Source organism: Pseudomonas sp. 5P_3.1_Bac2, assembly GCF_025465995.1.
Lineage (GTDB): Bacteria > Pseudomonadota > Gammaproteobacteria > Pseudomonadales > Pseudomonadaceae > Aquipseudomonas.
In genome coordinates, this window is record NZ_JANLNY010000006.1 from 498,903 (window position 1) to 512,922 (window position 14,020).

At 58.4% G+C, this 14,020-nt stretch carries 10 protein-coding genes and 1 pseudogene; 9 read left to right on the forward strand and 2 right to left on the reverse strand.

The window, feature by feature from the left end:
- The first annotated feature begins 116 nt into the window (after positions 1 to 116).
- The gene (locus NTD81_RS06675; protein ID WP_262180772.1) at positions 117 to 452 is read left to right on the forward strand and encodes a YebY family protein; all 336 of its coding nucleotides are present in this window, start codon (positions 117 to 119) and stop codon (positions 450 to 452) included.
- A gap of 140 nt (positions 453 to 592) precedes the next feature.
- Here NTD81_RS06675 and NTD81_RS06680 read toward each other — a convergent pair whose 3' ends face one another.
- Positions 593 to 1,585, reverse strand: coding sequence for an amidohydrolase family protein (locus NTD81_RS06680; protein WP_262180774.1), 993 nt, complete (start codon positions 1,583 to 1,585; stop codon positions 593 to 595).
- Positions 1,586 to 2,147: 562 nt separating this feature from the next.
- Between NTD81_RS06680 and NTD81_RS06685 the strand changes: the two genes are divergently transcribed.
- From NTD81_RS06685 to gltP, 7 genes and pseudogenes are all read left to right on the forward strand, one after another.
- Positions 2,148 to 2,885: a hypothetical protein gene (locus NTD81_RS06685; RefSeq protein ID WP_262180776.1), complete on the forward strand. Its 738-nt coding sequence runs from the start codon at positions 2,148 to 2,150 to the stop codon at positions 2,883 to 2,885.
- A 518-nt stretch (positions 2,886 to 3,403) separates the two neighbouring features.
- Positions 3,404 to 4,813, forward strand: coding sequence for an NAD(P)/FAD-dependent oxidoreductase (locus tag NTD81_RS06690; protein ID WP_262180778.1), 1,410 nt, complete (start codon positions 3,404 to 3,406; stop codon positions 4,811 to 4,813).
- Positions 4,800 to 6,038 (forward strand): NAD(P)/FAD-dependent oxidoreductase, encoded by a 1,239-nt coding sequence (locus NTD81_RS06695; protein ID WP_262180780.1) that lies wholly within the window; start codon positions 4,800 to 4,802, stop codon positions 6,036 to 6,038. The genes NTD81_RS06690 and NTD81_RS06695 overlap by 14 nt, the downstream gene beginning before the upstream one ends.
- A 27-nt stretch (positions 6,039 to 6,065) precedes the next feature.
- The gene (locus NTD81_RS06700; protein WP_262180781.1) at positions 6,066 to 7,481 is read left to right on the forward strand and encodes an FGGY-family carbohydrate kinase; all 1,416 of its coding nucleotides are present in this window, start codon (positions 6,066 to 6,068) and stop codon (positions 7,479 to 7,481) included.
- 185 nt (positions 7,482 to 7,666) lie between these two features.
- Positions 7,667 to 8,422 (forward strand): annotated as a pseudogene (locus tag NTD81_RS21395) (cache domain-containing protein); the annotation flags it as partial.
- A 420-nt stretch (positions 8,423 to 8,842) separates the two neighbouring features.
- A complete protein-coding gene (locus NTD81_RS21400; RefSeq protein WP_410017132.1) occupies positions 8,843 to 9,538 on the forward strand; it encodes a methyl-accepting chemotaxis protein in 696 nt (231 codons plus the stop codon).
- Between the two features lie 641 nt (positions 9,539 to 10,179).
- Positions 10,180 to 11,508 (forward strand): glutamate/aspartate:proton symporter GltP, encoded by a 1,329-nt coding sequence (gene gltP / locus NTD81_RS06710; protein WP_262180785.1) that lies wholly within the window; start codon positions 10,180 to 10,182, stop codon positions 11,506 to 11,508.
- 36 nt (positions 11,509 to 11,544) lie between these two features.
- Here gltP and NTD81_RS06715 read toward each other — a convergent pair whose 3' ends face one another.
- Positions 11,545 to 12,324: a DeoR/GlpR family DNA-binding transcription regulator gene (locus NTD81_RS06715; RefSeq protein WP_262180787.1), complete on the reverse strand. Its 780-nt coding sequence runs from the start codon at positions 12,322 to 12,324 to the stop codon at positions 11,545 to 11,547.
- A gap of 449 nt (positions 12,325 to 12,773) precedes the next feature.
- On the opposite strand from NTD81_RS06715, the gene eutH reads away from it, so the two are divergent.
- Entirely contained in the window at positions 12,774 to 14,006 is a 1,233-nt protein-coding gene (gene eutH, locus NTD81_RS06720; RefSeq protein WP_262180789.1) for an ethanolamine utilization protein EutH, read from the forward strand.
- Positions 14,007 to 14,020 lie beyond the last annotated feature (14 nt).

Consider the following 14,020-nt stretch of genomic DNA (forward strand, 5'->3'; position numbering starts at 1 on the left):
ATGGCCAGGAGGGATCAACTGGCAGTGGGCGCAAGCGGGTTATGTTCTTAGCGAACTCTAGGGGATGAGCCGCAGTCTTCAATCAAAGGGTTTGTCATAACGATAAGGAGATTGGGATGGGCTTTAAGGGATTGTTGACTTGGTTTGGCGTTGCCGGGGCGACGGTTGTGGCGGCGGGGGATACGCTGATGATCAATGCGCAGGAATACGGTGAGGCTTGGCCCTTTACCGTTGCGGAGGTCCAGCTGCAATGTCATCCGGGGATGGTGCTTTTGGTCAAGGATCTTGAAAGTGGTGACAGCTATCCCATTAACGGTGCAGCCAGTGCTAGTGCCGATAAACTCAAGCTTAAGCCCCTGGAAAATATATGGCGCTCTGATCCACAGGTTGAGGATGCAAAAATTTCTTTAAATCCAGTCATTCAGCGGGGCATCAGTTTATGTGTGGATTGATGCTCCGGAATTTGACTGAGTGATTAGCTCGGTTATTTTATGAAATAACAAAAAGCAGGACGTATGTCCTGCTTTTTGTTACATCTTTATTTGCTCAATCTGAGCGCTTGCTTGTCACTTTTTCTCAGATTTTTGTCGCGCTATAAGTTAAATAATCTTGCCGCATTGGTGCGGCCGATTTTTATCCGGTCATTTTCGCTAATAAGGGCTTTATCAAACCACTCGCTGGCGGTGTGCATACTTTCATAGGGGTAGTCGGCGGAGAATAATACGCGGTCGACGCCAATTTCACTGATGGAATCGAGCAAGCCTTTGGTATGGAAGTGGCCGGCGGTAGTCAGATAGAAGTTATTGCTGAAGTAATGGCTCACTGGTTTTTCAGCATTACCTAAGCCGACGCCCTCACGCTGCATATTTAAGCGGTGTTCCAGGCGCGGCAGCATCAGCGGCAGGCCTTCGGCGAGGTGTCCGAGGATAATGGTCAGGTTAGGGTAGCGATCGAACAGTCCGCTAAGCATCAGGCGGATGGCGTGGGTAGCGGTTTCATGGGCGAAGCCCCAGGCGGAACCTACCAGCGAAGGGTAGCCTTCATACAGGCGGCGCTGCGAGGGTAATGGCTCGCGCGGATGCAGATAGACCGGCACATTGAGCTGGGCGACCTTATCCCAGAACTCCCAGACTGGCTGTTCATCCAGATACTGGGCGGTGTTGTTGTCACCGATGTTGGTATAGCCATTGATAAGCGCGCCGAGCATGCCGTGCTGTTTGACCGCACGCTCCAGTTCATCTGCCGCCGCGCGGGGCGACTGCAGGGCCACGGTGGCGAAGGCCTTGAGCCGCTGCGGATGTTTGCCTACATAGTGCTCGGTGATGTAGTCATTGGTTTGCCGGGCGAAGTCGACGGCTTGGTTAACATCCAGCAGAGACTGTGCGCCGGGTGAGGTCAGGGAAATAACCGAGGTGGCTATGCCGCTGCTGTCCATATCGGCGATGCGTTGCTCGGTCTCAAGCAAGCGTTTATCGACGTTCTCCATATAGGCCTTGCCGTTGCGCGCGGCTTCACCACTGGCATCCCATAAGCTGTTGTTTAAGGGGGTGGTGACATGCTCTTCCAGAACAATTTTGCCTTTCATGCAGTATTCCTCAGATGAGTGGGTCGTTTTAACGGTGTTGAAGTCGTCGATAACAAGAGCTTTAAATTTAATTAATGCAATTGCGTACTAAGTTCTATTGGCTAAATCCTTTTTGTGCCGTGGTTCGATCAGGTTAGTGATCATGCTTACATAAGTTGACGTTGTCTCGGTGTGAAAGGTTTTAGAAGGAGTTGATCTAGGTTGATTGGCGGATATAGCGAGTAATTTTATATGGTTGAAATGCTATGGCTTTGTGTTGTTTAAACTATGGCTGATGGCTAGCATTTAAGTTTTTATCTTTGCTCGGGCCGTTAATTTCGAATATTTGGCTATTTAAGCGGGTGTAAAGCTATGCTGCTATCGTTTATTGCTATAGGTGTGTCAATGCCACTATGTTTTGTATTGAACGGTATTCTTTGTGTATGGCCTTCTAATATTTAATGTGAAGTTGACAGCATAGTTATGCAGCCTTTGCCAAGTGATCGGCAGTCAATAAACAGGGTATTTGCTAAAACTTGCTTGAGAGGGCTGCTACTCGCGGCGCTCAGGTTGAGGGCGAGGGATGAGGTCGGATTGGCAGGATGCACCGCCGCGTGTGCGTGGGCGGCGGCGTGCGAGTGGTTGGGGACTCTGGTGGGGATTGCTAGGGCTGCTGGCACTGCTCTGCGCGGGGCTGCTGAGCTATGGCAAAACCTGGGTGGTCGATTTAGCGGCGCTGCAACAGCTGGTGCACATCCTCGATACGGGCCAGCCACCCCAGCCAGAATCCGCCACGCTGCCTGCCAGCGAAGCCGAGACTGAGCAAGCGCAGAGTGAGCCGCTTACTCAGCAAGAGCATGGTGCCGGTGTGATGGCTGAGTTGGCTTGGCAGGCTGCGCCGCCGATCCGTTCGGGCCAGCAACTGCGCAATGAGTTTAATGACAGTAACTATCGTCCCCGGGCGCCGCAGAATATCTATGCGCCGCCGAGTTATCAGGCTGCGCCAGTAACGCCTGAACGAGAGCGGGCAGCGCGCGCGGCGCCTGAGCTAAGCGCACTCTGGATTAAAAGTTGGCGCGGCGGTACGCGTTATTGGGCGCAGTGGTACTCGCTGCACAACTACATCGATGGCGCTACGGTGTGCGGCAATCACCGTAAGGGGTCGATTGACTATCGCGAGTGCCGCAAGGGCGCTAAGCAATACTTCCATGAGCAGTGCCGGCTATGGCGCGCTAAATACTTGGAGGATCGGGCTGATTCCAGCGAGCGCAGGCGCCAGCGCTATTGTTCGGCTTCCAGCAGCTTTAACCCCATGGGCTAATAGCGCCCGCAGCGGAGCTGATAAAACCAGACGGCGGATGCAGGGACGAAACTGTTGGTTTTCTGTGGGAATTACACGCGTTTTTTGGTCTTGATGACTTATTCAGCCGCATCAGCACAGGCACTGTCTGGTCCGTTGCTGGCGGGCAATGTTGCAAGCTGGGTTATTGCTCTGGGTGGAAAAGTAACCGTGCATGCACTGTTCTGTAACACTTGCCGATGTCGAAGCGCGCTGCCGTCACGCCGAGTCCGTCTGATTCACAGCGGTTGTGCCTGATTTTAAAAGGTTAACCGGCATATCTGGAGGCGGCCAGGTCGCTTCACCACTTGGGGCTTGTGAACGGCGTAGAACGTGGCCCTTGGGTAAACTTTAGAATGCTGGCGGATAGCTATTTAATCTGCACGCGTGGGGCTGTTCTTTGTTTGTGACCGGTTAAATCCACAAAACCACAAATTTATCGCCAATGGCATGTGGGCTGCAGGCTAGAGCGCTGTAATGCGAATTTCACAGGCCAGTACATGCACAATCTCAATTCGAAGCTAGACGGGGTCTACGACGTGGTCGTGGTAGGCGGTGGTGTCGTCGGCTGCGCGATGGCTCGGCGCTTTACCCTAGAGGGCGCCAGGGTTCTATTGCTGGAGAAGGGCGCGGATATTTTGTCCGGCGCGAGCAAGGGCAATAGCGCCATTTTGCACACCGGCTTCGATGCGCCATTGGCCAGCACCGAATTGCACTGCATGCAAGCCGGTTATGCCGAGTACTTGGCGATTTATCACAAGCTCAACCTGCCGCTGCTGCGCACTGGCGCCATGGTGGTGGCGTGGACGCCAGAGGATGTGGTCAAGCTCGACGGCATCTTGCAGCAGGCCCACGCCAACGGCGTGCTGGATGCCAGGTTAATCGACGCCCAGGCGATCCGTGCTCGCGAACCGAATTTATCGGCCAAGGCCTTGGCCGCGGTGGAAGTGCCGGGCGAGTTTTTGATCGATCCCTGGTCGGCGCCCTTGGCTTATTTGTCCCAAGCCATGCTGGCCGGCGCGCAAGTGCGGCTGAGCTGCGAAGTGTTGGCCGGTTACTTTGATGGCCGGCGTTGGGCGCTGCGTACCAGTCAAGGCGATGTGGTGACCAACAGCGTGATCAACTGCGCCGGTTTATACGGCGATCAGCTGGAGGAGCGCCTGTTAGGCGAGGCGTCGTTCAGTATCCATCCGCGCAAAGGCCAGTTTGTGGTGTTCGATAAGGCCAGCGCCAAACTGCTCAAGCATATCGTGCTGCCGGTGCCCAACGAGCGCACCAAGGGCATTGTGTTAACCCGCACTATCTTCGGCAATTTACTGGTGGGGCCGACGGCCGAAGAGCAGGACGACCGCGTGCATGCCGACCTCGATCGCGACACCTTGCAGCAGTTGATCGACGCGGCGGTGGAGCGCATCCCCGGTTTGGCCAATATGCCGGTAACGGCCACCTACGCGGGCCTGCGCCCAGCCAGCGATAAGAAGGAATACCGCATTCGGCGAGTGCCTGAGCGCAACTGGATCAGCGTCGGCGGCATTCGGTCCACTGGCTTGACCGCCGCCTTGGGTATCGCCCAGCACGTGTTCGACTTGTATGAGGGGCAACATCAGCGGCTGCCCGAGCAGACCCTGCAGTGGCCACATATGCCCAACTTGGCTGAGCATCTGCCACGGGATTATCAGCAGCCGGGCTACGGCGAGATCGTCTGCCACTGCGAGATGGTCACGCGACGGGAAATCGATGCGGCGCTCAGCAGCTTATTGCCGCCGGGAGATTTGGGTGGCTTAAAGCGCCGTACCCGGGCCTGCATGGGCCGTTGTCAGGGTTTTTACTGTGGTGCCGAAGTTGCGCAGATCAGCGCAAAGCGGCTGGCTGTGCCACTGGCTACAGGTGTATGTCATGCGAAACATTGAGACGCAAGAAGTCGCGGTGGCCATTATCGGTAGCGGCCCGGCGGGGTTAGCGGCGGCTATCGAACTGCGCCGTCAGGGCGTCGGTGAAGTGCTGGTGTTGGAGCGCGAAGCCGAGGCGGGCGGTATCCCCCGGCACTGCGGGCATCCACCCTTTGGTTTTTGGGAATACGGGCATATCTACAGTGGCCCGGGTTATGCCCGGCGCAATGTGCAAGAGGCGCAAGACGCTGGCGTGAACATTGCCCTCAAACATACGGTGACGCATTTAGGCGCCCATGGTTTGCTCGATGGCGTGTCGCCCGAAGGCAGTTTCCGCATCCAGGCGCAACGGGTGTTGATCGCTACCGGCGCGCGGGAAACCCCGCGTTCGGCGCGTTTGCTCGGTGGTGATCGGCCAGTGGGGGTGATCAACACCGGAGCGCTGCAAGCCTACCTGTACTTGCAACAGATCAAACCCTTTGAGCGACCGCTGATTATTGGCACTGAGCTGGTCAGCTTGTCGGCTGTGCTAAGTTGCCGCCGCGCCGGGATCAAACCCGTGGCGGTGCTGGAGCGTAATTCGCGGCCGACGGCACGCTGGCCGCTGTCGTTATTCCCGCGCTTATGTGGCGTGCCGCTGCACTTGGGGGCGGAGCTGATCAAGGTGCATGGCACCGGCCGGGTGGAGTCGGCCAGCGTGCGCATGGCCGATGGCAGCGTGCAGGAGTTTGCTTGTGACGGCGTGCTACTGACCGGGGAATTTACCCCCGAGTCGAGTCTGGCGCGGCTTAGCGAGCTACAGATTGACCCGCGCAGTGGCGGGCCGCTGATCGATCAATACGGACGCTGTTCCGATCCCCGTTATTTTGCTGCGGGCAACTTGCTGCGGCCAATCGAGACGGCCGGTTGGTCGTTCCGTGAAGGCCGGCAGATTGCCCGCCTGCTCGCTCAGGATCTGCGCGGCGAGCTGCCAGCGGCCTTGGGCGGGATGCGCATTGAATGCCAGGCGGGGCTGAAGTTATGTGTGCCGCAGGTGCTGTTGCCGAGCCCCGAGCCGGGCCTCAAACACCTGCAACTACGGGTGAATAAGGCGCGGCGCGGACAGTTAGTGGTGCGCGCTGATGGTCGGGAAATTTGGCGCAAAAGCCGCGCTTGCCTGCCCGAGCGCAGGCTGTTGATCGCTCTGCAGGAGCTGGACATCCCGCGTGGCACGCAACACCTTGAAGTCGACTTTGTCGGCGAATAATCCCCTTAAGCAGCAGGAATCGACCCCGTGCGTATTGCAGCTCTCGATCAAGGCACCACCAGTACGCGGGTATTGGTGGTTGCGCAAAATGGTAATGCCGATATTCAGCTGGCTGTGCGCCATCAGCAGCATCACCCGCAGCCGGGTTGGGTCGAGCATGACCCGCTGGAGCTGCTGAGTAACCTGCAACGCTGCCTGGAAGAAGCCGGCCGGGTGGATGCCATTGGCCTGGCTAACCAAGGTGAAAGTTGCCTGGCGTGGGATGCTGTCACGGGCGCGCCGTTGTCGCCGGTGATCGTCTGGCAGGATAACCGCACCGCCGAGCAAATCGCCGCGCTGCGTGCCGCTGGTGGTGAGGCCTTAACCTTGGAGCGCGCGGGCCTGCCGTTGGACCCGTACTTCTCGGCGTCGAAGCTGGCCTGGATTCTCCAGCATCTGCCGGCCGCCGCTGAGGCCTATACGCAAGGGCGGCTGCGCTTGGGCACCACCGATGCGTATTTCCTTGATCGCCTGACTGGGGTGTTTGCCACCGACGTCACCACCGCTTCGCGCACTTCTTTGATGAACCTGGCCACGGCCCAGTGGGACCCGCAGCTGTGTGAGCTGTTCGGGGTGCCCATCGAGGTGCTGCCGGAAATCCGCGACACCGTGGGCAACTTTGGCCACATCGGCGGCATTCCCGTGACCGCCTCCCTGGTTGATCAGCAAGCCTCTTTGTATGGTCACGGCTGCCGCAATCCCGGCGATGCGAAAATCACTTTCGGCACCGGTGCCTTCGCCCTGACCTTAAGCGGCGAAGAGATGATCCGCGCGCCGGAGAAAGGCTTGCTGGCCACCATCGCCTGGCAGATCGACGGCAAGCCACAGTACGCCATGGACGGTGGCGTATACGACGCCAGTGCTGCGGTGGAGTGGGCAGGGCGCTTGGGTTTATTCAGCGACTTTTCCGAACTGGCGGCCTTTGATAACCCACCGGCCATTGGCCGCAAACTGACCTTCGTGCCGGCGTTGTCGGGCCTGGCGTGCCCCCATTGGGATCGCAGCGCTGCGGCGCTGTGGGTGGGGATGAACGGGGGCACCACCAAGGCCGATATGTGCCAGGCCTTGCTTGAAGGCGTGGCCCTGCGCAGCGTGGAAGTGATCAGCGCAATGGATGGTTTCCTCAACGTCACCGATCGCTTGTCGATTGATGGCGGCTTGGCGCGCAGCCCGTACTTTGCCCAGTTCCTCGCCGATGCCTTGCAGCGCGAGATCGTCACCCAGCGCTTCGATGAACTCACCGCCTTCGGCTGTGCGGCACTGGCGGCGCGGGGCTTGGGCGTCGATCTAATGCCACCGCACAACACCAGCACCACCTTCAGCCCACGGGTGGCGGCCAGCGTCGCCGAGCAGTGGCGTGCCACCTTCAGTGAGGCGGTCAGCCGCTGCCGCACCTGGCGTTAAGCCAATACCAGCAGGTGCAGGGACGCGCCGACGTTAATCACCAAGCTCATTGAGCAGTCCCATATAAAAACTGAGTACACACGATGCCGATCCGGATCATTTCGAGACTGACCCTGGGGATTCTCTTCGTCCTCATCATCACTACTTTGAGTATTTACGGGGTGATGGTCCTACGCGGCGAGCCCATGCTCGAAGAGGCGGCGCATAAGAGTACTGAGCAATCGGCTTTGGCCATCGCCCGCCAGCTGTCGATCAAAATCAGTGAAATCCATACGCGCACCTCGGCCCTGGCCAACTTGGCGCAAACCCTGCCGCTGGATGTCGATAACGCCATCCACAACCTCACCCCGATTGTTGCCGCCAATGGCGACTTAACCATTGCCGGCGGTGGTATCTGGCCCGAGCCCAACGCCTTTACCCCTGGCGAGGCGCTGCGCAGTTTGTATTGGTCGCGCAATGCCCAGGGCGAGCTTAATTACAGTGACGAGAACAACGCCGCCGGCATGGCGCCGTATCAGGACAGCGACTGGTACCGTCAAGGCAAAGCCGCGGCTCGCGGCGAGTGTGGCTGGTCGGATGTGTATCAGGACCCGGTCAGCAAGGTACTGATGGTCACCTGCACCATCGGTTATCAGCGTGATCAGCAGTTTGCCGGGGTCGCCACCCTTGATCTGGCACTTAACGGTATCGCCGACTTCCTCAAAGAAAACGGCTCGCTCAATGGCGGCTACGCCTTTGCTCTGGACCGCTCCGGCAATGTGCTGCATTACCCCGGCAGCCAGGAGGTGGATGGCAAGGCCTTGATGGCGCGTTATCCATGGTTGCAAAAGGTTGATCAGTGGCGCACCAGTGGCTCGGACCAGGCCGGGGTGTTTGAACTGGAACACGAACACATTATCGATGCTGCCGCTTACGTGACCTTGGTGCGGGTGCCGCAAACCGGTTGGGTGATCGGTCTGGTCACGCCCCATGAACAAGTCAGCGGCATGGCCAATGCGCTGACCCGCGACATGTTGCTGATCATTATTCCCGTGCTGGCCATCGTGTTTGGTTTGCTCTGGCTTGCCGGTCGTACGCTGCTGAGCCAGCTCAACGAAACCACCCAGCAGATCCTCAGCTTTGGCCAGAACCGTGGCGGCCAGAGCGAGTTGCGGGTGGATCGTAACGATGAAATCGGCGCTCTGCGCCGCGCCGTCAACAGTTACGCCGGCACCTTACGGACCATGCTGCAAGACATCAGTGGCGAGGCTAAACGCTTGCTGGAGCAGGCCGCGCAGGTGTCGCAATTGGCGGCGGTGATTGCTGAGCGCGCGGAAACTCAGCGTGAAGACAACACCTTACTGGCCACCGCGATCACCGAGATGGCGTCTAACGCCAACGAGGTGGCGCGCAACACCAGCGACTGTTCCAGCACCGCCGAGCAATCGCTGCAAACCGCTAAGGTCAGCCAGCATCATGTGGAAGAAAACAGCGGCACCATCGGCTCGCTGACTGCTGATATCACCCATGTCGCCGGGGCCATTTCCAGCCTGGGCCGCGATATTGAGTCGGTCAGCGGGGTGTTGGAAGTGATCAAGGCGATCTCTTCACAGACCAACTTGCTGGCTCTGAACGCCGCCATTGAAGCCGCGCGGGCCGGTGAGCAGGGCCGCGGCTTTGCCGTGGTGGCGGATGAGGTGCGGACCTTGGCCGGGCGTACGCAAACTTCAGCCGATCAGATTCAGGAGATGATTGGCGAGCTGCGCCAAGCCTCGGTGCATGCGGTTAACACCATGGTCGCCGGGGAAGAGCGCACTCGCGTAGTGGCGCGGCAATCGCAGTCGCTGGATCAATCCCTGCGCGAGACCATTGGCGGCTTTGAAGACATCGTGCAGCGCGCCCAGCAAATCGCCGTAGCAGCCCATCAGCAGAGCCACGTCACCCAGGAAATCAACGAGCTGGCCGTGCGTATCCACGGCGCCAGTGAGGAGAGCGCCCGCGATGCCGGCACCCTGAAGGAACTGAGTCAGGGCTTGCAGGAACTGTCGCGCCGCCTGAGCGCCCACGCCCGCCACTGATATCCCGGCTACGGACCTGGCCGCCGGCGCGGCGGCCAGGACCATCCCTCGTATTGGCCGTGGTTTGGACTGCTTTCACCCTGACGCAGGCCCGGGTGACACACAGGCAAGTTTTTGCCTTATTGCTGGACAATACACGGATTCAGCCTTTCTTGGACCAGTGTGGCGTCCATTTCAAGCCGTGCCTGAGTCTTGTTCGTCAATGACTCTGTTGTTGCGACCGTGCTGCTGGTAACCGTACGTCTTATTTTCCGGGCAAGGTCGCAAGCTCAGTTGGGGCCGCAAAACCATTCGGAATCTCGAACGATTAGGTTGGGCCGCGCCGTGGCTGCCGCTACAACGGCTTAAATGCGCTTGTTTAGCTTTGTTCGGGATTCCGACCCTTATAAATCAATAACTTAACTTTTGTCGGTGGTGGCTGAATGGCTATGTCGAAGCGGCATGGGGCATGCGCTTCCGGCATTAGCTTTCATCCTGGCCCGTCGCAATAGTTGCCGCCTTTTCGCTAACCCGAGCGCCCAGTGCTCGCGGTTTCCTTCATGAGGTTTCCGCGCGGAAGCCAAGGCTCTCTGACATTGCCAATGGCTCTGTTACCTGTGTTTCCGATCGCTACCTCTGAACACTAGAACAAAGGTAAAGATATGAAGAAGGCAAAACTAAGCCTCGCTTGGCAGATTGTGATTGGTCTGGTCTTGGGGGTTGTAGTCGGCGCGCTGCTGAACCACTTCAGCGCAGAAAAGGCCTGGTGGATCAGCAACGTCCTCCAACCTGCCGGTGATATCTTCATTCGTCTGATCAAGATGATCGTCGTCCCCATCGTGATTACCTCGTTGGTGGTGGGCATTGCCGGGGTTGGCGATGCGAAGAAGCTGGGGCGTATCGGGGTGAAGACCATCCTGTACTTCGAGGTGGTGACCACTCTGGCCATCGTCGTCGGCCTGGTACTGGCCAACCTGTTCCATCCGGGTACGGGAGTCGACATGAGCACCCTGGGCACTGTCGATATCTCCAAGTACCAAAGCACTGCGGCCGAGGTATCCCATGAGCACGCGTTTATCGAAACCCTGCTCAACCTGATTCCATCGAACATCTTTGCCGCATTGATGCGTGGCGACATGCTGCCGATCATCTTCTTCTCGGTGATGTTCGGCTTAGGTCTGTCGAGCCTTCAGGCTGAGCTGCGCGAGCCCTTGCTGCGGACCTTCCAGGGCGTGTCGGAGACCATGTTCAAGGTCACCCACATGATCATGAACTACGCGCCGATTGGGGTGTTCGCCCTGATCGCCGTGACTATCGCCAACTTCGGCTTCAGCTCGTTGCTGCCGCTGGCCAAGCTGGTGCTGCTGGTGTACTTCGCCATCGCCTTCTTTGCCTTCATGGTGCTGGGCATGGTGGCGCGCCTGTTCGGCTTCTCGGTGATCAAGATCATGCGCATCTTGAAAGATGAGCTGATCCTCGCTTACTCCACCTCCAGCTCCGAGGCAGTGCTGCCGCGCGTGATCGAGAAGATGGAAAGCTACGGTGCGCCGAAGGCGATCTGCTCGTTCGTGGTGCCGACCGGTTACTCGTTTAACCTCGATGGCTCGACTCTGTACCAAAGCATCGCGGCGATCTTTATTGCCCAGCTGTACGGTATCGACCTGTCCTTGGGGCAACAGCTGTTGCTGGTGCTGACCCTGATGGTCACGTCCAAAGGTATCGCCGGTGTGCCGGGCGTATCGTTCGTGGTGCTGCTGGCGACGCTGGGCAGCGTGGGTATCCCGCTGGAAGGACTGGCCTTTATCGCCGGTGTCGACCGCATCATGGACATGGCCCGCACCGCCCTAAACGTTATTGGCAACGCGCTGGCCGCGTTGGTGGTTTCGCGCTGGGAAGGCATGTATGACGCGGCCAAAGGCGAGCAGTACTACGCCTCGCTGATGGTCGCCAAGCCGGAAGCGACGGTGACTGGCCAAGTGCTCAAACGTTAAGCCGTAAGCCCTGCGCTGCGGCGCAGGGCGACTGCTTCAGCGGCTGTTTTTCACCAGCAGTGGTGCCTCGTGCACTTCCACGTTGGCCTCGGCCAAGGCTTCGGCAAGGGCGCCTAGGGGTTTACGATCGATGATTAAGCGATCAATGCGCGCCAGCGGAAACACCTCAAACAAGGCGCGCCGACCCAACTTCGAAGAGTCGGCCACCACGGTCAGATAGCGGGTACGGGCAATCATGGCCCGGGTGATTTCGGCTTCTTCGATGGAGAAGTCGAAAGCGCCATCGGCATTCAGTGCACCAATGGTCACCACCGCATGCTCGGCGTTAAACCGGGCGATCTGCTCCATGGCCAACGCCCCGGTGTTTTGCGCTGACTCTGGGCGATATTCACCGCCAATCATAAACACCCGATTGCCACTGGCACCGATGCTCGCCGCGATTTGCAGAGAGTTGGTGATCACCGTAATACGGCTCAGGCGGGCCAGCTCCTTGGCAAAGAACAAGGTGGTGGTGCCGGTGTCGATCAGGATGCTGTCGCCCGGCGAGTACAGGCCGGCGGCATAGCGGGCCACGGCCTTTTTCTCCGCCGCGAACTCATTCATCCGTGTTTGGAAGGCGTTCTCGTGCTCGCCGCTGGGGGGCAGGGAAGCACCGCCATGAAACTTAGTGACCTTGCCTTGCTCGGCCAGCTCGGCGAGGTCGCGGCGGATGGTTTCCTGGGAGGTGTTTAAGCCCCGCGCGAGTTCATCCACGGAGACCCGTTCGCGTTGGCGCAGTTGTTCAAGAATATGTTGGCGGCGCTCGGTGGGGCGCATGGCTGCTCCTAGTGTTGTTACCGTTTTGGCACAAAGTTGGGCAAAAAACTGTTACCGCTGCACACCTTCATACCGCCGGTTTTTTTTCGCTGCTCGCATAAAGCCATTAAGCTGCTTTAGCCTGCGGCTTTCGATCATTTGTCGGATTGTCGGAATGCCTACTGCGGCGGGCAGTATAGACCGAAAGTGAGGAATTAATGACTGATTAGCCAAGGTTTATCAGTCAAAACAACAGATAAACCTCAATGTGGCACGCATAGTGGTTGTTACTGATGTGCCAGCACTCTGGTTTTTGCCCACTGAGCGGGTCGTCTCGACTCACTTAGGGGCCCGCCAGCGGTGCCGCGTGGACCAACACACAAAAACAGCAGCGTCGTCTTCAGGGCGCGCACATACAACAAGCTTGCGTCGGCGTGCCGAACGACAGGCGATAGGGCGAGGGGGTTTATATGGCAGAGTTCGGTAACTTCGTTATCTACCTGATAATGATCGGCGCGGTGGTGGGCGCCTTCGCATCGGTGTTCAAGCCGCAAAGCGGATTGGGCAATGAGTTTATTAACGGTATTCATTCGATTGGGCCGGTGTTCCTCGCCCAAGCGGGGATCATGATTTCGATCCCGTACCTGTCGAAACTGATCACTGTGCTGCTTGGCCCACTGTTCGCAGCCATGGGCTCGGACGTGTCGATTGCCGCGCTGGCTATCATCGCCGTGGACATGGGCGGCTACCAGCTGGCCGATGCCCTGACCACCAACCGGGATATGTGGATTGCGGCCATGGTGGTCGGTTACACCTCGGGCGCGGTGGTGGTGTATCTGATTCCGGTCGGCTTGATGATGCTTGATCGCAAGGATCACAAATACCTGGCTCTGGGCGCCATGGCGGGTTTTATCAGCATTCCGTTCGCGGTCTTGGCGGCGCTGATGATGATCACTTTCTTCAATCTGCCCGTGCGGGAGATTGTCTCGACCAGTGCCGAGGCGACCCACCTGTTAACCCTCGACTTTATCGGTGCATTGACGCTCTTGGCGCCGCTGTTCCTGTTCTGCTTCCTGCTCGCTGTGGGGCTGCGTTACCGCGCCAATATGATGGTGGCGGGCTTCCTGATCTTCGGCAAAGTTCTCGATGGCTTTATCAAGATCATCCTGGCTTTGGCCATCGTTGAGCACTTCACCGGTTTGTTCTCGAAGACCATCGGCTGGGGCTTTGACCCGATGTTTGCCGATGAAAAAGAGCTGTTCCGCGCCATCGAGATCGCCGGTTACATCGGCATCATGCTCGCCGGTACGTTCCCCATCTGCTACCTGTTTAACAAGCACTGCCGGCGTCCGATGGAAGTGCTGGGGCGCCAGCTGGGCCTGACTGCCCCCGGTGCTGCGGCCTTCGTGATGGTGTTGGCGAACGTCATCGCCGTGTACCACATGTTTAAGAAAATGAATGCCCGCGACAAAGTGCTGTGCGTGGCCATGGCCATCTGTGCCCAAGCGGCCATCGGTGACCACCTGGCATTCACTGCCAACTTCCAACCTTCGCTGATCATGCCGATTCTGCTGGCCAAGTTGTTTGGTGGCCTGCTGGCTGTGTTCATCGCGATCAAGATCTCGGTGCCGGTAGCGCTGCGCTACGAGGCCCAAGATCAGCAAGCCCAGCCAGCGCCCAGCGGCGCTCTGCAAGCAGCCTGATTGACCGGGGGCTG